This is a genomic window from Methanohalobium sp., assembly GCF_018609725.1.
Classification (GTDB): domain Archaea; phylum Halobacteriota; class Methanosarcinia; order Methanosarcinales; family Methanosarcinaceae; genus Methanohalobium.
In genome coordinates, this window is the sequence record NZ_JAHENT010000136.1 from 1 (window position 1) to 18,383 (window position 18,383).

At 36.5% G+C, this 18,383-nt stretch carries 19 protein-coding genes, 2 tRNA genes and 1 pseudogene; 11 read left to right on the forward strand and 11 right to left on the reverse strand.

Going from position 1 to position 18,383, the window contains the following annotated elements:
• Positions 1-305, reverse strand: a 305-nt coding sequence (locus QZ276_RS09095; protein WP_292487315.1) for a hypothetical protein, incomplete at its 3' end; no start/stop codon positions are given.
• A gap of 66 nt (positions 306-371) precedes the next feature.
• Positions 372-806 carry a DUF61 family protein gene (locus QZ276_RS09100; protein ID WP_292487317.1) on the reverse strand — a complete coding sequence of 145 codons (435 nt, stop codon included), beginning with the start codon at positions 804-806 and terminating at the stop codon, positions 372-374.
• A 240-nt stretch (positions 807-1,046) separates the two neighbouring features.
• On the opposite strand from QZ276_RS09100, the gene QZ276_RS09105 reads away from it, so the two are divergent.
• Positions 1,047-1,967: a glycine betaine ABC transporter substrate-binding protein gene (locus QZ276_RS09105; RefSeq protein WP_292487319.1), complete on the forward strand. Its 921-nt coding sequence runs from the start codon at positions 1,047-1,049 to the stop codon at positions 1,965-1,967.
• Positions 1,968-2,187: 220 nt separating this feature from the next.
• On the forward strand, positions 2,188-2,424 hold the full coding sequence (locus QZ276_RS09110) for a hypothetical protein (RefSeq protein WP_292487321.1): 237 nt from the start codon (positions 2,188-2,190) through the stop codon (positions 2,422-2,424).
• Positions 2,425-2,447: 23 nt separating this feature from the next.
• Here the strand turns inward: QZ276_RS09110 and QZ276_RS09115 are convergent, their stop codons facing one another.
• Both QZ276_RS09115 and QZ276_RS09120 read right to left on the reverse strand, forming a co-directional pair.
• On the reverse strand, positions 2,448-4,451 hold the full coding sequence (locus QZ276_RS09115; protein WP_292487323.1) for an aldehyde ferredoxin oxidoreductase N-terminal domain-containing protein: 2,004 nt from the start codon (positions 4,449-4,451) through the stop codon (positions 2,448-2,450).
• 128 nt (positions 4,452-4,579) lie between these two features.
• Positions 4,580-4,657 (reverse strand) — tRNA-Arg (locus tag QZ276_RS09120).
• Positions 4,658-4,844: 187 nt separating this feature from the next.
• On the opposite strand from QZ276_RS09120, the gene ilvE reads away from it, so the two are divergent.
• The 4 genes from ilvE (at position 4,845) to QZ276_RS09140 (ending at position 9,050) form a co-directional block, all read left to right on the forward strand.
• Positions 4,845-5,741, forward strand: coding sequence for a branched-chain-amino-acid transaminase (ilvE, locus tag QZ276_RS09125; RefSeq protein ID WP_292487377.1), 897 nt, complete (start codon positions 4,845-4,847; stop codon positions 5,739-5,741).
• A 28-nt stretch (positions 5,742-5,769) separates the two neighbouring features.
• On the forward strand, positions 5,770-7,683 hold the full coding sequence (locus tag QZ276_RS09130; RefSeq protein ID WP_292487325.1) for a molybdopterin biosynthesis protein: 1,914 nt from the start codon (positions 5,770-5,772) through the stop codon (positions 7,681-7,683).
• Between the two features lie 108 nt (positions 7,684-7,791).
• Positions 7,792-8,886, forward strand: coding sequence for a GTP-binding protein (locus QZ276_RS09135; protein WP_292487326.1), 1,095 nt, complete (start codon positions 7,792-7,794; stop codon positions 8,884-8,886).
• A 91-nt stretch (positions 8,887-8,977) separates the two neighbouring features.
• A tRNA-Gln gene (locus QZ276_RS09140) sits at positions 8,978-9,050 on the forward strand.
• Between the two features lie 111 nt (positions 9,051-9,161).
• Here QZ276_RS09140 and QZ276_RS09145 read toward each other — a convergent pair.
• The 5 genes from QZ276_RS09145 to QZ276_RS09165 all read right to left on the reverse strand — a co-directional run bounded on the left by QZ276_RS09145 (position 9,162) and on the right by QZ276_RS09165 (position 12,245).
• Positions 9,162-9,539: a putative zinc-binding protein gene (locus tag QZ276_RS09145; RefSeq protein ID WP_292487328.1), complete on the reverse strand. Its 378-nt coding sequence runs from the start codon at positions 9,537-9,539 to the stop codon at positions 9,162-9,164.
• A 15-nt stretch (positions 9,540-9,554) separates the two neighbouring features.
• Positions 9,555-9,788, reverse strand: coding sequence for a thioredoxin family protein (locus QZ276_RS09150; RefSeq protein ID WP_292487330.1), 234 nt, complete (start codon positions 9,786-9,788; stop codon positions 9,555-9,557).
• Between the two features lie 5 nt (positions 9,789-9,793).
• Positions 9,794-10,078 carry a permease gene (locus QZ276_RS09155; RefSeq protein WP_292487332.1) on the reverse strand — a complete coding sequence of 95 codons (285 nt, stop codon included), beginning with the start codon at positions 10,076-10,078 and terminating at the stop codon, positions 9,794-9,796.
• A gap of 58 nt (positions 10,079-10,136) precedes the next feature.
• The gene (locus QZ276_RS09160; protein ID WP_292487333.1) at positions 10,137-11,066 is read right to left on the reverse strand and encodes a permease; all 930 of its coding nucleotides are present in this window, start codon (positions 11,064-11,066) and stop codon (positions 10,137-10,139) included.
• A 414-nt stretch (positions 11,067-11,480) separates the two neighbouring features.
• Positions 11,481-12,245, reverse strand: a complete 765-nt coding sequence (locus tag QZ276_RS09165) for a DUF169 domain-containing protein (RefSeq protein WP_292487335.1) — start codon at positions 12,243-12,245, stop codon at positions 11,481-11,483.
• Between the two features lie 121 nt (positions 12,246-12,366).
• Between QZ276_RS09165 and QZ276_RS09170 the strand changes: the two genes are divergently transcribed.
• The 5 genes and pseudogenes from QZ276_RS09170 to QZ276_RS09190 all read left to right on the forward strand — a co-directional run.
• On the forward strand, positions 12,367-12,663 hold the full coding sequence (locus tag QZ276_RS09170) for a hypothetical protein (protein ID WP_292487337.1): 297 nt from the start codon (positions 12,367-12,369) through the stop codon (positions 12,661-12,663).
• A 536-nt stretch (positions 12,664-13,199) separates the two neighbouring features.
• The gene (locus QZ276_RS09175) at positions 13,200-13,976 is read left to right on the forward strand and encodes a universal stress protein (protein WP_292487339.1); all 777 of its coding nucleotides are present in this window, start codon (positions 13,200-13,202) and stop codon (positions 13,974-13,976) included.
• 11 nt (positions 13,977-13,987) lie between these two features.
• Entirely contained in the window at positions 13,988-15,061 is a 1,074-nt protein-coding gene (gene arsB / locus QZ276_RS09180) for an ACR3 family arsenite efflux transporter (RefSeq protein ID WP_292487341.1), read from the forward strand.
• A 3-nt stretch (positions 15,062-15,064) separates the two neighbouring features.
• Positions 15,065-15,379 carry a hypothetical protein gene (locus tag QZ276_RS09185; RefSeq protein WP_292487343.1) on the forward strand — a complete coding sequence of 105 codons (315 nt, stop codon included), beginning with the start codon at positions 15,065-15,067 and terminating at the stop codon, positions 15,377-15,379.
• Between the two features lie 94 nt (positions 15,380-15,473).
• A pseudogene (locus QZ276_RS09190) lies at positions 15,474-15,644 on the forward strand (nickel-responsive transcriptional regulator NikR); the annotation flags it as partial.
• 1 nt (position 15,645) lies between these two features.
• On the opposite strand, the gene QZ276_RS09195 reads toward QZ276_RS09190, so the two are convergent.
• Positions 15,646-16,002, reverse strand: coding sequence for a helix-turn-helix transcriptional regulator (locus QZ276_RS09195; RefSeq protein WP_292487345.1), 357 nt, complete (start codon positions 16,000-16,002; stop codon positions 15,646-15,648).
• A gap of 668 nt (positions 16,003-16,670) precedes the next feature.
• Complete coding sequence (locus tag QZ276_RS09200) at positions 16,671-18,278, reverse strand: BCCT family transporter (RefSeq protein ID WP_292487348.1); 1,608 nt, start codon at positions 18,276-18,278, stop codon at positions 16,671-16,673.
• Positions 18,279-18,383: the final 105 nt, after the last annotated feature.

Below are 18,383 nucleotides of genomic sequence, written 5' to 3' on the forward strand. Positions count from 1 at the left end.
GAACCTAAAGCACCCAATAGTAGTATAATTTTTGAATCATCGATATCGTTTTCATCCTTTATACCCTGAAATTCTTTTCTCAGCACATAAAACATTACTGTCAAAAACAGGGGATATAATTTAACCTCCCATGAAAGTGGATAATTAAGATTAAAATATTCAATTAAGAATACGGCAACCGAAGATACCAAAGCCAGTAAAAGACAGAAATAGATGAAAACCATTACCATAAATGGTGAAAGATTAAATTGATTTGTTTTTTTCTCAATATATTCACTTTCATAATACATTCCGTTTTTATTCATGGATTCTCACATATCTGTCTTTTTACTGATAGGTTGTAACTGGATTTAATCAATCTGGTAAAGGTTTTAGGCCATCACAATCTGGACAGCACTTGGATATTTCTTCTTGATGGAATACGCAATAGCTTTTCCCATCCAGTGACGGTTGTTTCGAAATTCCCGTTTATATCCAATTTCACCAAGAATTTGAAGGGCTTCAAAAGCTGTTTTATCATTTATATAACAGCTATCATCTACCTGCAGGTCAAAGAAAAATAATATCGGGAGTTTTAATCTTTTTTGTATATGTTCTGGAAGCCTATTTCCGAGTTCGTTAATGATTTCTTTTTTGAACAAATACTCTCTTCCATCTTTTGTTTTTGAAGATGGATTATCTTCTTCAAGTAGCTGGGAAAGAGTTTTCCTTGCAGTTACAATGCTGTTGTTTATTTTACTTATTTCAAGGTTCATCCATCGGTTGATGATTGAATCATCGGTAATTGAAGCTCTTCTTTCAGACATTTTAGATTTGTGTCCTTTTTTCTTTGAAATTATTGGGGCTGATAATAATATAGTTTTCCATTAATATGCAAAAATTTTAGCCTGTAATTTTGTACACTCAAACATTTTTTATAAATAATGCTTTATAATAGTAAATAACTAACGTTAAATCGTTTATAACCTATGTATTATATATAGAATTGATGATGCTTTCTGAAGCTGAAATCGACAAAACGTTTGATATTAAACTTAGTGATATAAATGAAAACAAACAAAAATATATTATCTGTATTTATAATATGTCTGTTGCTCATATTTTCCCTTGCTTCAGCTGGATGTATGCAGCAAAATAGTGAGCAAACACCAAACAATGAAGAATCTACACCCGATAAATCCGAAACAATAAAACTTGGCTCAACTACTTGGGATGATGGTCGGGCAACATCTAACGTGTTCAAACATATACTGGAATCTGAAGGTTATAATGTAGAACTGGTATATGGTGACCTCGGTGGTGTATATCAGGGTTTGTCTGATAAAGACCTTGATTTTTATGTAAGTGCATGGTTGCCAGGCACACAGGGAAATTACTGGGATAGGTACAGTGAAGACCTGATTATTGTAAATAATCTTTCATCGGGAGCTAGAACAGGACTTGTAGTTCCATCCTATGTACCGGTGGATACCATTAATGGTTTAAAAGAACACAGGGACAAATTCGATGGTCAGATACAGGGAATAGAGCCAGGTGCAGGCATTATGGAACAGACTGAAACTGCAATTTCTGAATACAACCTTGATTATAAATTGCAATCAAGTAGTACGGTTGCGATGTCTACTGAATTGGGTGATGATATAAAAGATGAAGAATGGATTGTTGTAACCCTCTGGAATCCTCACTGGTCTTTTAGCCGTATGAAACAGGTGTATGGTGCTGACCTGAAATATCTTGAAGATCCAAAGGGTGTTTACGGTAAAAGCGATAATATCACTATGATAGCAAGAGAAGGTTTCAATGAGGATTATCCAAAAATTTATAAACTGGCATCAAATGCCAATATGGATATTTCAGAAATCGAATCCATGATGCTTGATATAGAAAATGGTGTGAGCCCTGCAGATGCAGCTCAAAAATGGATTGACAACAATCCTGAAAAAGTAAGTAAATGGCTTGGTGAATGATATCCATCCCATTTTTTCTTTATTAATTTTTGTAATTGTTCATATTTACAGTATTTTTAACCTCTTTTTTCAATAATCTGAGCTATTGAGCCAGTATCCTACCTTTATGACTTTTTGCTGGTCTTTTATTTTTTCAATTAAAGTCTATGAAAAAATTAATATATCATTAATTGTTTGGAGCTATGAATACTCTTAATAAAAATAGTGAAAAGTGGTGAAAATGCTCTCTGAACAAGTACAGGTCCCTTATAACAAAAAAATAAACAAAATACATCGTTTTGGATGTAAGCCCGTAGCAGAATTGATATCCTATACAGATGGAACTTCTTGTCTCATTAACAGAATTACAGGAGATGAAGAAGTGTTTGAAGAGGAAAAAAAGGATTTAGCCTTCTCAATAGCCCAATCAATATCTGAAAAATACGATATAGACAATCCCATAACAGGGGGATGGTGAATTCAACCATCCTTTTATTGCAATTACACTCGTTTACTCTGGTAATCATAATCCCATGATATACCCAGTTTGTCCTCATAGGATTTTAAAAACAACTCCCAGTATTTTCTGGCGGTATTAGTTTTGTCATTTTCAAATTCATCCCACCATTTCATGTTGCCGAATTCTTTTGCACCATAAGCAACAATATCCAAAACTCTATGGCTGTCCCAGAACGAAGGTTTTATCCCAGCTTTTTTATCGTATTCTACCATTTTTCTAATAATTTCTTCGTTGTGGCTTTTATCTATGTCAATATCCCATGCTTTTTTCAAAAGCAGTGGTATGACCTCGGTTGCCCAGTTTCTGTGAAATCTGCACATGCCGGTATTTTCAGAATAGAGTTCATATACAGCTTTTTTGAAACATTCTTCTGCCAGAGTTTGCGGGTCGAAAAATCCAAACTGATAATAGGTGAGATATTTACCCTGTATTGGAACAGGCACAAAATTTCCAACTGCCCAGTACATAGTTGGAGCGATACATCCGTCTTCACCTAAGGGTACGTAGACTGCAAAATCTTTGTAGCTATTATAACCAGAATTATGATTTTTAATTCTTTCTTTAAATATCTCATCAAATTTGCTGGCGGCTTTTCTTATACCCTGTCTCAAAACTTTACAAACTTCAGTTTTACCATAAGCTACATTATCGGCAAGTTCTGCTACAAGATTTGCGTTTATTTCTGAATCTTTTTCATAATCAAAATTTTTCATGTCAAATCTTGGGTTGGCGGACAATCCAAGCTCTTCTGCTGATAATAGTCCTTCAGATATCAGTTCAAGTATCCATGCTGAAAGATTGCCAAACTCTATGGCATCAAATCCTATAGTATCGATTTTTTTTACCGAAACATCAGTTTTGTGAATCTCATATGAACCGGTCAGAGGACCATCCGCTTCGTAAGGTTCATAATCAACATGTTGCCCTTCACGATGTTTTTTACATACCACAGGACAGGGCTCCCCACAGGTAGTCCAGTTTCTTGGTTCCATAGATTCTTTGTTGAACGGTTTCCAGTATTTATCTAACAGTTTTTCATGGATGTTTATCCTTTCATCTCTGGGCATGTAAATCATTTTCCAGTTCATTAAGGGTATGAATTCACCTAGACAATGAATATTGGAACCAAATGTGCCCCCACTTTCGATTTTTGGATTATATCTGTATTTGGTGGTTCTTTTTTTGATGACCTTTATATATGATTCATTGTAATATGTGTCAAGAATATCCTTGACGTTATCCATATCTGAAAGGTCTACACCAGGAAATATTCTTTCCATATCTCCTCCAAAAACAATGCCGGCAACACCATGACCCTGATATAAAACAGAGCCGCTTCCACCTCTACCAGCCCATTCTTCAGAACCTACAACCATTTCATTGTTTTTTAAAGTGGCTGAAAATGTTGCGCCCATGTTGGAATACAATGAACCTGGGCCAACGACCATACATCTATAATCATTATTATACCTGGATGAAAAGTTGCTTATTAAATATTCAGATAATGCGTAAACACCTTCTTTACCATTGTATCCTTTGTAGATGTTTAGCAATTCGTTTTCTGTAATTTCGTGAAACTCTACATCTACAACTCCTCCTTTCCCGCCTTTTAGTACTATGATTGATGGTTTTTCTGACCTCCCTTCAATTGTTACATAATCAACACCCACTCTTTTGAATACATGTGCTGCACCACCCAGTGCAGAAACAAAAAAACCTTTCCAAAGCGGTGAACGGAAGGAAAATATTAATCTTTGAGTACCGGGAAGTTTGCTTCCAGCAAGTTTACCTAGACCAAAACACAATACATTGTTTTTACTGTATTCTGAATATTCATAACTTCTGTAGTCAAAATGATTCTTCAATCCCCAGTCCACCGGTCCTACTATATCTTTATCAGCAAAACTAACGGTTTTGGTTTTGTCACCAGGGTTTAGGTATAGTGATCTAACCTTGTAGTTTTTCTTTTCTTCTGAAACACTCAATAAATTCACACTCCCATGATATACGTAAAACTATTGAAATCCCCTATTATAGTTAAGTGTAGTTCATATTAAATTTGTTGACAAAAAAACAATTATTCAAAAACTAACTTTACAATAAAAATAGTATGTGGCGGACCCGGTGGGATTTGAACCCACGACCTCCGGGTTAGAAGCCCGGTGCTATATCCTGGCTAAGCCACGGGACCTTATGCCAAAGATAGCAGAGATACTTAATTGTTGTTTATCCATAAAAGGTTTTTTGTTGAATCTTCCATTAATCCGTCTGTAATAATTGTTTTCTTCTGTTGAATTCACAAATATACATATATAACATTGAAAATATCAAAAGTGATATAAATAATATAAAAATAGCATTGGATGAGGCTTAAACAGATGAGCGAGTTATTGATTTATTTCAACGGTGAGTTTGTTCCAAAATCCCAGGCGACGACATCGATTTATGATCACGGGTTCCTCTATGGAGATGGTGTTTTTGAAGGTATCAGGGCCTACAACGGTCGGGTTTTCAAAATGGATGAACATATCGATAGACTGTACGACTCTGCGAAGGCTATTGTACTTGACATACCATTGACAAAGGATGAGATGATAGAGGCAATACTTCAAACGTTGAGAAAGAACAACCTTATGGATGCCTATATCCGCCCGATTGTATCAAGAGGAATCGGAGACCTTGGACTTGACCCGAGAAAATGTACAAAACCAAATGTATTCATTATAACCCAACAATGGGATGCGCTCTATGGCGACCTTTACGAAGTGGGACTTACTGCAGTAACGGTAACAACCCGCAGGAACGCTCCGGATGCACTTTCTCCAAATATAAAATCCATGAATTATCTCAACAATATACTGGCTAAAGTTGAGGCGAATAATAAAGGTGGAGATGAGGCTATATTCCTGGACAACAATGGATATGTTTCTGAAGGCTCAGGAGACAATATATTTGTAGTAAATAATGGTAAAGTTTACACACCACCGACCATCAATAATCTGAAAGGGATTACAAGAGCGGTTTCAATTGAAATTTTAAAGGATATGGGATATGAGGTTAATGAACAGCACATGGGACTTTTCGATTTATATACAGCAGATGAGATTTTTGTAACAGGTACAGCGGCTGAAGCAGCTCCTATAAATCAGGTAGATGGACGAAGTATAGGCAATGGAAAACCTGGAAAGGTGACTAACAAAGTTATTGAGGCTTTTAAAGAAGTCACGAGAAACAAAGGAACACCTATATACCCTGAAAACGAGGTTAAAGTTTAAAAACTCTTATTTTTTGTTTTAAAAAATCATGGCACATAAAGAATTTAGAACGTTGATTCCTGTGGATGAAGCACACAGGTTGTTAAAACAAATCCCTATTAATCATTCCACAAAATCTCTTCCTTTGGAGGAAGCACTGGGATATACCTTAGCGGAACATGTTGTTTCAAGTATAGATGTACCATCGTTTGATAAATCAATAATGGATGGTTATGCTGTTCGTGCAGGTGATACCTATCAGGCAGGAGAAACAAATCCAGTAACTCTATGTTTTACAGGTTCAATAGATGCTGGATTCGTTGGTGATTTTTATTTAAACGAGGGTGAAGCGATATCCATAGCTACAGGAGCACCAATACCTGACGGTGCTGATGCAATGGTGAAGGTGGAAGATACAAAAAGAGCAAACAGTAAGGTATCGATTTACAGACCTGTTCATACCGGTGAGAATATCATGTCCAGAGGTTCGGATATTATGAGGGGTGAACAGGTGCTTTGTCGAAATACACGAATAGGTTCACGTGAGATAGGAGTTCTTTCAGCGATAGGAAAACGGTATGTTGATGTTGATACAATAAAAGTGGGTATTATATCTACAGGAAATGAATTGATTACTCCTGGAAATTCTCTGGATAAAGGGATGATTTATGACACGAATTCTTATGCTCTTTCTACCAGTGTTAAGGAGTGCGGTGCAACACCATTAATGTATGGAATTGTAGAAGATGAAGAAAAGGCAATGTTTAATGCAATAAACAGGGCTGTACAAGAATGCAACCTTGTCCTTACCTCTGGCAGCACTTCTGCAGGTGCTGGAGATATTATGTATAAGGTAATAGAGGAAAAGGGTAGAACTCTGTTTCATGGAATTAATATCAAACCCGGTAAACCGGTTGTTGCAGGTATGATAAATGATGTGCCTACTATAGGACTTCCAGGAAACCCTACATCAGCACTAACTATATTCAATGAATTCATAGTACCTCTTATTCATAATACACAGGATACGTTTGACAATACTAAAGATGAATTGACAGTTACTGCTGTTCTTGGAACTGGTATAAATTCACAGGGTAGACAGCAACTACTGCCAGTTGGCATGATACGTGGAAAAGTATACCCTGCTGATAAAGGATCGGGGGCAATAACTACCCTTGCCGATGCAGACGGATTTATACAAATCTCAGCAGAAACCGAATATATTGAACCCGACACATCCGTAAATGTAACACTGTTTGGAAATGTGGATGAACCAGATTTGTTGTTTACAGGTGGATATTGTCCGGGAATAGATATCCTTGAAGAACTTTCAGGGCTTAAATTCAGGGTTTTGAATAATGGTTCTTCTGGAGGTTTTAGTTCAGTATCAACAGGTTTTTCAGACATTGCAGGGGTAAATATGCCGGATGATTCTGGTAATTATAACATATCTATGATCAAGAAAATGAAATTATCTGATGTGGTACTTGTCAAAGGTTACAAAAGGGAACAGGGTTTAATCGTTCGTCAAAATAGTGATATTTCTGGAATTGATGATATACTGGACAAACGACTGATAAATCGTAATAGAGGCTCAGGGACACGAAGTTTACTGGATTTGAACCTTAAACAGTTTGCTGATAAGATGGGGATGTCATTTAATAATTTAAAGCAATCTCTTGATGGATATAACAGTGGGGCAAAATCACATCTTGCAGTTTGTAATGCTGTCAAGGAAGAATTCGCAGATGTGGGTTTTGGTCTTAGAACTATGGCTGAAAATTCCGGGTTAAAATTTATCAGTATTTGTGAAGAAGAATTTGATTTCTTGGTTCAAAAAGAAGCAATGGATTTAACTGAAATAAAGACATCGATTTCCTGCCTTTCATCAAAATATTTTGCTGATAATCTCCCATCCGGACTTTCGGTCTATGAACGAACTGGCGAAATAATCGAGTTTTAATCATCAGTTTTATAAATTATAACCAATACAATAAATATACGATTTTTCAATTAGACTTCAATAAGGATAAAAACCTTTTTTATTTTTGAAGCAGTGTCGGGGTACAAAATGAGTATACATGAAGAGATAAATAAAGTACAGGAAGAAATAAAAAATACCCCATATAACAAGGCAACATCTCATCACATAGGTCGGCTCAAGGCAAAGCTTGCACGTCTTCGGGATGAGGCAGAGAGAAAGGAATCCGGTAAATCCAAAGGAGCAGGATACTCTGTAAAACGATCTGGTGATGCTACAGTATCGCTGGTTGGTTTTCCATCAGTGGGTAAATCCACCCTTTTAAATAAATTAACAGGAGCACAGTCCGAGGTAGCAGATTATGAATTTACAACACTCGAGGTGATACCCGGTGTACTGGAATATAAGGGTGCAAAAATACAGATGCTGGATGTTCCAGGACTTGTGAAAGGAGCCGCATCTGGAAGAGGTAGAGGAAAGGAAGTAATATCAGTTATTAGAAACTCAAACCTTGTAGTCTTTATTCTGGACGTTTTCCAGATATATCAGTATGATGTATTGAAACAGGAACTGTATGATGCGGGTGTTCGTATTAATGAAAATCCACCTGATGTTACAATAAAGAGAATGGATCGTGGAGGCGTAATTGTAGACAGTACGGTAGACCTTGATTATCTTTCAGTTGATACTATAAAAACGGTCCTTGGCGAATACAAAATCCATAATGCACATGTTCTAATCAGGGAGAATATAACAGTAGACCAGCTTATAGATGCAGTGCTTGAAAACAGAGTATATATACCGGGATTGCCGATAATTAATAAAGTAGATTTGGCTGACGAGGGTACAATAGAATATTGTGTACAGAATTTCCCTGAAGCTATTATGATATCTGCAGACCAGGAGATGAATATAGAAGGTGTAAAAGAGGGTATCTTTTCATTGATTGATTTTATAAGGGTTTATATGAAGCCCCAAGGTGAATCTGCAGATTTGGAAGAACCAATGATTATAAGAAAGGGTTCTACCGTAGAGGATGTTTGTGAAAGCCTCCATAGGGATTTTAAAAAGAAATTTAGATACGCAAGAGTATGGGGTTCATCAGCAAAGCATCCTGGTCAAAGAGCAGGTCTCGATCATGTATTGCATGATAAGGACATACTTAGCCTTATAATCCAAAAATAATATTTTTTTATAATATGAAAACTTTCAGGATTATGTCCTGAATTTGCATAACAATTAAGTATTAGTTTGTCTGTATGGCATAAGGCAAAGTAGTCCCGTAGGGTAGCGGTCAATCCTGCAGGCCTTTGGAGCCTGCGACGGCGGTTCGAATCCGCCCGGGACTATATTATCACAATTGATAGTCCTTTTTTATACACTAAAATTCAATCATATATATTGGATTGGATACCACAAATATGAAGTTAGTTTTGTAAAACAATGAATAAAAGGGATTTTTACTGCTGTAAATCCCTTTTTACTTTGTCCATACACTCGGATACAACCGAATCATTGGGTTCAAGATTTTTATCTTTTTTAACACCATAATCGGTTATTACTATATGGTGACTAACATCAATTCCTGCAAGTTCAAGGGTTTGTTTTGAACAATGAAGTGGACATCCATCGATGGCTACAACAGAATCACACCCTTCAGCAGATTTCATAAGACCTGAGATTCTGCCACCGATTCCAACAGTACACATCATTTTCCCAACATCTTGCTTTGTAAGCTCAACTGCAATTTTGTTTGATATCTGTCCAACATTGGAACCACCAGAGCAGGGAAAAACTCCTGCATTTGATGATTCACACAGGCATCTATCTTCTTCCATACATTTTCACCCCGTTTAACCAGATATCCATTTTTTAACATCATCTTCACTGGGAATTTTGCCAGCTACTTTCACGTCACCATCAACTGCAAGTGCAGGTGTGACCATGACACCGTAGCTCATAATTTTGTCCATATCTTCTACCTTCACAACCTCGGCATCGATTCCTGTATCTTTGACTACTTTGTCTACTATTTCTTTTGTTTTTTTACATTTAGGGCATCCTGTTCCAAGTATTTCTATCTTCATTTTTATCACCTATCTATCCCTACACCATGTTGGTAGATTCCAGCAAACAGGGGAAGCATAGTACAGCTACAAACATCCAGCGCTGTTCCTGAATCCGCTGCGATTGGATAGGAAATATATTTAGCTACATCTTTACCAAAAAATTGCAGAACTGATTCTTCTGAAAACAGTGCTACAATTGCACCAGCCAGGAAAAATGCAGGTACAAGACACATTATGATATGTAGTGCCAGATATTCCTGGACTGATGCTAGTCCTATCTCAGTTAGACGAATTATATAATCTGGCATATTAATCCGTATCCATTTCAAATATAATTGAAATAAGTTATATATAGATTTTCATTATTCAAAATATGAAGTTAAATATAATTCCCATCAATGTAATACCTACACCAACAATAGCACCATAGGCTATAATAAGTTGCTTTTTCATAGCTTTTTTAAGCATTATAAATTCAGGAAGTGATAAAGCGGCTACAGACATCATGAATGCGAGTGACGTACCGACTGGAAGACCTTTACCAATCAAACTCTCGATTACAGGTATAACACCCATTATGTTGGTATATATTGGAATGCCTACAATTACAGCCCCAGGAACAGCAAGAGAACCAGTTAAATAATTGGTTATAATCTCTCTGGGAACGAATCCGTGTATTAGTGCACCTATACCTACTCCAATAAGCACATAGGGAGTTATTTGTTTAACGATATCTTTTGCTTCGGTGTAGGCTATATTGCACCTTTCTTTTATGGATGTTTCATCTTCACAATAGGTCTGGGCTCCAAAATCAAACTTTTCTACATATTTCTCAAAACCAAGGTTGTTTAACAAGAATCCACCAAATGAACCTACAATCACTCCTCCCAGTACATAAAGTGAAGTAATTTTCCAGCCAAGGGTACCCAGCAGAACTACAATAGCAGCTTCATTCACCATCGGTGATACAAACAGAAATGTAATTATCATACCAAATGGAACACCTGCACTGACAAAACCAAGGAACAGTGGTATTGTTGAGCATGAGCAAAAAGGCGACACAATACCCAGTAGTGCAGCAGCACCATATCCAAAAATACTATGTTTCCCTTTAAGATAATCTCTCAGTTTTTCAGGGGCAAGGTAAGTTCTCAAGAATCCAATGGCAAATATGACCAGCAGTAAAATAGTAATAATTTTCAGACTATCGTATATCCAGAAGTGGAGAGCATCTGCAGCATTACCTGTCAATCCAGTTGCAGTAACGATATAATCTGCTATCATTTCAAATACCATGATTTATACTCCTCGATTTTTGTTAACGTTAAAAATCCATTACAATTAAATTATCTTAGTTATACTTCTTTGGAAATGTAAACAGCTGGTTGTTAGTTTGTCAGTCTACAATGTATCCCTTCGTTTCATCTGTGGTCACCTGCAGCAACTGCATCCTCTGTCCAAATGATTCAGTTTGTTTTTGTCTTTCTCTGCAGTCCAACAATCTAAACAGAGTTTTATGGCTCCTAAATCTCTGTGATTAGCTTTGAGCATAGAATTATTTTTTTTCCCGCATATAGTACACTTAAAGTTCATTTTGAAACCTTCTGACTAATTCATGGATGTTTAACGGTTGTGATCTGTACTTACAATCATCAATTTATTCTCATACCGATAAAAGAAAAAATTGATAGACTTTCGTATATCTTTTTATTATTTACTTTCGCATGAAGTCGATTGGTTGTCTTTTTCCTGCAATGTTCTTAGAGCGTTTTTTTCTCGTGAGTGAGGTATAGCTTTTTCACCAAGATATTTCACATGTTCGGTAATCTCAGGGAGGTAATTGACAGGAAATCCAAGTGATGCTTCTCCAGGACCTATATCTGTGGCATCTCTGCATCCGTAACATCCGTAACTAAAGTTCATGGAATTATTAATATAGGGAATTATTGTGGAATCCACACATATTGCTTGCAATACAACGGTAGAACTTTCTACCCTTTTGCCGCCAATACTATGCATATACCCCAGCAAAATCCACATCAATTTCTCTACTTTATCCTCTACAAAGACAATATCTGGTATGTCTTCAGCCATGTTAAGGGGGAATAAATCGATGCTTTTGATCTGTCCCATTTCCAACGTTGGCATGTTTTCAAACATAGATTTTCCAACAGAGTCAACATTTGTAATGCCAAATTTAACCAATCCTTTGCCACTTTTTAGTTTTTCAGGAAGTTGTCGGAATCCAAATGCTCTAGCAGCGGCTGGGCAAGATATTGTGTCAGCATTTACAAGCATGTGCTGGCCGTGGCGCGCTTTCATCGCTGCCTGGCAATAGCGATGTCCTTCTGCAGGGATAGCATCATTCACTGAAATGTCATCTGTTAGAAAACGTACACCTACGGGATAACCATCCAGATTCAGGACGTTTTTTAACGTTTGACCGAAATTTCTGACTTCTTTTATAGTGGGCAATATATCACTTTTTATTTCAAATATATTTGAAATAAAAATATATATATTTTCCTGTTTCAAATTGATTTGAAATAGTTTTATGTAGGTCAAATTTCAATATAATTATCAAAAAGGTGAGTTAATGAAGGTTCAGTCAATCGAGAAAGTTTTACCATGCGTTGCAGATCCATGGAAATTAAGGGTTATAGCTCATCTGGATGAAGAACCTGACCTTGAATTTTTATCCAGATATATCGATGGAAGGTATTCTGAAAAACTGGGTGTGTTGATGGTAGAGATGGGGTGCAAACAGGCCAATATCTTCAACACAGGCAAGGTTACTGTGAAAATGGTGGATACGGAAGAAGAATGCGAAAATTTCGTAAATTCTCTTCTTGCAATGGCCTATCACAAATCTCTTATTGCTGGGGAATTATGAATATAAGTAATATGTAAGGGTTTCCTGAACTGTTCATCCTTTCTAAGGGGACAAGTTAACAGGTCTGTCAGAGCGCCCAGTTTTTTATCTATCATTGTAATATGTAATATAATTCAGGTTTTAATTTATAATAATTATAATCAGATATATTGCAGGAATCAACAAGTTCGTTGTGTTTCATAATAGATAAGTGATATGATACTAGGTTTTGTTTTTTATGAAAGAATCCGCAGAAAATGATGAGCGAAATGATGCCTCTATGTCAGGATATGATGCGTAACATGGATATGTCAAAGATGATGAATAATGATGGGAAACCAGCAAAAAAAAAGAATGAATAAAAATGTATTAATAGTATTGCATTTTATTCCATTTTTCTTTGATTGTTTTTCACTCCTGTAAATAAAACATATATAGCAGTTTCAATAATATTTAAAATAACAAGTTAACAGGGTTACTCGTGCAAGGTGGGATTACATCATAAAAAGCATACTTATCCCTATAGATTTTACAATACAAAGCCATGACTTGCTTGAATGTGTGGGCAATTCAAAACACTTGGACTGGAAAGAGCGATACTTCTTCATGTTGTAGATATTTACCATGCACAGGGTCTTGCACCCATGTTCGAGAAAAATGCAAAGGAAATGATTAAAGAGTATAAACAGTATCTTGATGATTTATATATCGATGTGCAAACCCTTGTCATACAGGGTGAGGTTAAAAGTACAATTGCAAATGTTGCCCATGAATATGATATCGATTGCATCATAATGGGATCTACCATTAAAAATCCGATTAAAGGTCGAATGCTTGGAAGGACCACTGATTACATAGCAAACAACTCTGGAAAAATGCTGCTTGTTGAAAAGTACGAACTGTCAGAAATAGGGGATAAAGAAATCTATGGAAAGGTCTGTACTCCCACATTTAAAAGACCGCTTATTTCACTGGATTTATCCAAAAAATCGATGGACATAATCACAAAACTTACCCCGGTCCAGGATTATTTGGACAAGGTTTATCTGATAAATGTTATTGAAACAACAAAGGACAGTCCTGAATTAAAACAACTGATAAAAGAAAATAAATCAAAGCTTGCAGAGATAGGAGAAAAATTTGAAGGAGTAACGATTGAAACCATAGTTTCCAGCGGCAATCCTGCAGAAGAAATTAACAACACTGCAGAAGATAAGGATGTTACATTGATTATTCTTGGAGCAACCGGTAAGGGACTGAAAAAGCTGATCCTTGGAAGTACATCCTATGAACTTCTGAATAAAACCAGAAAACCGGTGCTGTTGATTTCCTAAGAGGTGAAAATATGGAAGAAGAAAGAGAGCTTGATTTTTTCAGTAAATACCTCTCGATTTGGGTTGGTATTTGTATAATTCTGGGTACTTTTATAGGATATTTCTTCCCGAGTTTTGCAAATACCCTTGGAAAATTTGAAATTGCAAATGTATCGATACCAATCGCTATCGTACTGCTTGTGATGATGTATCCCATCATGCTTAAAATCAGTTTTAGTGAGATACTAAATGTTAGAAGAAACTCCAAACCACTGTCGCTTACAGTATTTGTTAACTGGGCAATTAAACCATTCACTATGACACTTATTGCTGTCTTATTTATCAGTATGGTATTTGGCGGATTTATACCTGCTGACCTGCAGTCCGAATATATTGCAGGTTTAATTATACTTGGGCTTGCACCCTGCACAGCCATGGTGCTTGTATGGACATTTCTTGCGAACGGAAACATCAGCTATGCCCTTGTCCAGGTTTCTGTCAACGATTTAATTATTCTGATATTATTCGCACCACTGGGTGCATTTCTTGTAGGTGAAACCACCGATTTTCCAATACCAGTAAGCACTATCTTCTATTCAGTCCTATTCTATGTGGCTATACCACTGGGATTAGCTGTATTGACCCGGTACATTGCAATACAGAAAAAAGGAATCAACTGGCTCGAAAACAAATTAATTAAAGACTTGGAATGGGTCACTCCTGCAGGACTTCTTGTAACACTTGTTCTGATTTTCACACTCCAGGGTGAGAGGATAGTTAATTATCCGGTACATATTGTATTTATAGCAATTCCTATCATCGTACAGACATACTTTATCTTTGGAATCAGTTACACTGGTGCAAAATTACTGAAAATTCCCTATTATGAAGCTGCTCCATCGACTTTCATAGCACCCAGCAATTTCTTTGAACTTGCTGTTGCAACAACCCTGATACTGTTTGGAGCAGGTTCTGGTGCAACACTTGCAACTGTTGTTGGAGTACTCGTTGAAGTACCTGTGATGCTCTCGCTTGTTAGAATTATGAGGAGCAGACATGATAAATTCAACTTTGAAAGCTACAAAATATATGAAAATGAAGGCTAAAAAATGTCAGAAGTTACTGTGAATTCAACTATCTGTGGATTTGTGCATAATATAAAAGGAGAAATTAAAGGAGATAAAATCCTTGTCGAAATAGATTCGGATTGTAAAAAAATCAAACAGATGTCTCCAATGGAAGTTCCAATGATGGATACATTCGATATTAAAGAAAATTATGTAATAAACAAAGCTCAAGAAGCAAAATGCTCAGCTACTTGTCTTGTCCCCCGTGGAATTCTTCATGTCTGCCGGTTAGAAGCAGGGTTCTTGGCTCAGTCTCTGGTAGATAAATCCGGAAGTATCAGTATAGATTTCAAATAACTTCCAGTTATCTGGTAGTCCATTAATATTTAGTTGACATTTTATACTATATGAATAATGGTTTTGTAAAACCGATATCTAGCATGAACATTCCGACATCATCCAATCGTCGAGGCATATTCATCTCGACCATAAGAATCGTCTTGAGGTAACCATACTGGATGGTGAAGGTTCCAGTTTCAAGGAATTTGGAGAGAAAGTAATGGCTCTAAAAGGTGTAAAATATTCAAAACTAAACACCGCCAAACCCTCAGATGAAGTCTAATTCACATATCTTTGAATTCTTTATCTATAGATTCCAGGAGTTCATGTCCAAAATCTGTCAGATAGTATGTCTGAAAACTTTTGTCACGTCTTGACCCTACAAGATACTCATCCTTTAACAATTTCAAGTGATAGGACAGTGCTGAATACTTATAATCGGTGATTTCCACAAGCACACATACACATAACTCCTGTATTTCAAGTGTTTTTAAGATTTTGAGCCTTATAGGGTCAGAAAGAACTTTAAAAAGGTACACCATATCGTCTACATCTTCAGACATGACAGCATGGACTTTATCAAGGGATTCTTTAGAGATGGAATAGGATCCAAAAAATGTAACATTTTGTTTGCTGGTCATTGTGATCCTTTAAAAGTTACTATTCGATTAATATTTTGGGTTACGAATATGGGGTAACAGTGGTACGTGAAAGCCAACGTTTTCTAACCGTTTTCTTTAAATCAAAACACTCTATATACCTGATATAAGACATTGTTCAGTAGGTTGTTTGTGTATCATCAAGTTCCATCCTAGTATTACTTGGTGTTGAATAGACGCCCTTTCTAATATTATTCCAGTCAATAAATTTGTTTTATACTATAATATCCCTGAAGTTTTTCCAGAATTAAGCCAATCATTCAAATGAAAACTTCTAAAAACCACTTGTATGATACATGTTGTCTGGATACCACCACTTTTCCTTAATCTACAGTGAATCTACACTAAACTATAAATTTTTGAATTAAAGTTTTACGTTTGTTGCAAAATTTTGTTAAACTTTGTATTTTTGTTTTGGATTTTTCCAATTGATATTACCCACTAAATTTAACAATAAATGTGCTATGTTTAACCAGTTTTTATTTTTGTAAAGCACTGTTTTTACAGTTTTAACTTTCTGGAAAATTGGTTTTTAATCATCAATAAATTAAAGATTTTGTAAATAGTGGAAAATATAATTAATTTCCGTACTGTTTTTGAGTATTTTTGCATAAAAAAGAGATACCACCTGATAGTAGGTGGTTGTTAAATCATTCGTTTTTTGTTTCTGATTCTTTTAGTTCCCGAAGTTCACTGAATAACGATTCAAGTCTAGCCCTTTCAAATGGTAGTGTACCTTCATGTAACTCTTTTCTCAGGGAAATAACAAGGCAGTAAAGCATTAATGCCATAATTATCATGAAAGGAAATCCTCCAATAAGAGATGCAGTCTGCAGAGCTCCTAATCCACCAGCAAGAAGTAGAATTGCAGCAAAAGCACCTTCCATAACTCCCCAGATAATGCGCAGAGGGAGGGGAGGATTAGGGTTGCCTTTTGAGGTAAGCATACCGATAACATAAGTTCCCGAGTCTGATGACGTTATGAAAAATACCGCCACAGAAATCATGGCTACTGCTATAAGTATACCTGATATCGGGAAATGGCTGAGTGCTGTAAAGAACCCTAATGCTTCATCTTGGGCAACCACGTCACCGATTCCTGCCGCACCAAAGTGTTCGATAAACAAAGCAGCACCTCCGAATACACTGAACCATATCATACTAACGATAGTGGGCACAAGCATGACACCAATTACAAAACTGCGTATTGTTCTTCCTCTTGAAACTCTTGCTATAAACGAACCAACAAAAGGCGACCAAGCAATCCACCATGCCCAGTAGAAGATAGTCCAATCTCCATGCCATCCTTCAGGACTAACACCTGCAGGGTCTATACTGAAGGACATGTAGAGGAAATTTTGCAGATATCCTCCAATGGAATGAGTGAACAAATCAAGTATGAAAAGTGTTGGACCCACTATTAATATAAAGATAAGTAATAGTGCTGCTGCAGTTATATTAATTTCACTAAGCCATTTTATACCTCTGTCGATACCTGTAACAGTGGACATAATTGCCAAAATTGTAACAACTGTAATTATGGAGAGCCAAAGTATGGAGTTGCTGGGTATACCAAATAAGGATTCCAGACCTCCTCCAATCTGTATAACACCCAAACCAAGTGTTGTGGATATACCAAATAGTGTTGCTAGGACACCGATTGTATTAATGGTTATACCCCATGGACCATCTATACCTTTGCGACCCAGAATAGGCTCTAAACAGGAGCTTAGCAGCATTGGAAGTCCTTTTCTATATGAAAAGTACGCCAGTGAACCTGCAACTACTGCATATATAGCCCATGGATGAAAACCCCAATGGAAGAAGGAGTACCTTACAGCAGTATAAATTGCTTCATTAGTCCCCCCTTCACCAAGTGGTGGCACCATGTAGTGTGAGATAGGCTCTGAGACTCCCCAGAATAGTAAACCTATACCCATACCACAGCTAAACAGCATGGAGAACCATGCCATATATGAATAAGCAGGTTCTTCATCATCCCCTCCGAGTTTTATATCTCCCATTGGGCTTAACATCAAATATACAATCAAAAACAAGAACGTACTACTTCCAAGAATAAATGTCCATCCCAGACTATCTACAATCCAATTGAATGTTAAATCCATTCTGTCACTAAATGGTTCTTGGAATACAATTCCGATAAACACAAATCCGACTGCCAAAGCAATCGAAACCAGGAATGTAGGTGTTTTAAGAGTATCTGTAAATGAGCTCAATCCTTTTTGTTTACGTACCATTGTTTTGCCTCGATTATTGTATAAAATTAATAGATTCAAAACCGATTAACTTGAATAACAACATTTATGTGTCGGTTGTTTAGGTAATGGGTACTCATATATTCT

Bases quoted from the DNA above. Each gene is read 5' to 3' on its own strand.
- QZ276_RS09160 (WP_292487333.1), bottom strand. From the start codon at position 11,066: ATGGTATTTGAAATGATAGCAGATTATATCGTTACTGCAACTGGATTG.
- QZ276_RS09135 (WP_292487326.1), top strand. From the start codon at position 7,792: ATGAGTATACATGAAGAGATAAATAAAGTACAGGAAGAAATAAAAAAT.
- QZ276_RS09100 (WP_292487317.1), bottom strand. From the start codon at position 806: ATGTCTGAAAGAAGAGCTTCAATTACCGATGATTCAATCATCAACCGA.
- QZ276_RS09150 (WP_292487330.1), bottom strand. From the start codon at position 9,788: ATGAAGATAGAAATACTTGGAACAGGATGCCCTAAATGTAAAAAAACA.
- QZ276_RS09130 (WP_292487325.1), top strand. From the start codon at position 5,770: ATGGCACATAAAGAATTTAGAACGTTGATTCCTGTGGATGAAGCACAC.
- QZ276_RS09155 (WP_292487332.1), bottom strand. From the start codon at position 10,078: ATGCCAGATTATATAATTCGTCTAACTGAGATAGGACTAGCATCAGTC.
- ilvE (WP_292487377.1), top strand. From the start codon at position 4,845: ATGAGCGAGTTATTGATTTATTTCAACGGTGAGTTTGTTCCAAAATCC.
- QZ276_RS09110 (WP_292487321.1), top strand. From the start codon at position 2,188: ATGCTCTCTGAACAAGTACAGGTCCCTTATAACAAAAAAATAAACAAA.
- QZ276_RS09185 (WP_292487343.1), top strand. From the start codon at position 15,065: ATGTCAGAAGTTACTGTGAATTCAACTATCTGTGGATTTGTGCATAAT.
- QZ276_RS09170 (WP_292487337.1), top strand. From the start codon at position 12,367: ATGAAGGTTCAGTCAATCGAGAAAGTTTTACCATGCGTTGCAGATCCA.
- QZ276_RS09105 (WP_292487319.1), top strand. From the start codon at position 1,047: ATGAAAACAAACAAAAATATATTATCTGTATTTATAATATGTCTGTTG.
- QZ276_RS09175 (WP_292487339.1), top strand. From the start codon at position 13,200: ATGTGTGGGCAATTCAAAACACTTGGACTGGAAAGAGCGATACTTCTT.
- QZ276_RS09200 (WP_292487348.1), bottom strand. From the start codon at position 18,278: ATGGTACGTAAACAAAAAGGATTGAGCTCATTTACAGATACTCTTAAA.
- QZ276_RS09145 (WP_292487328.1), bottom strand. From the start codon at position 9,539: ATGGAAGAAGATAGATGCCTGTGTGAATCATCAAATGCAGGAGTTTTT.
- arsB (WP_292487341.1), top strand. From the start codon at position 13,988: ATGGAAGAAGAAAGAGAGCTTGATTTTTTCAGTAAATACCTCTCGATT.
- QZ276_RS09195 (WP_292487345.1), bottom strand. From the start codon at position 16,002: ATGACCAGCAAACAAAATGTTACATTTTTTGGATCCTATTCCATCTCT.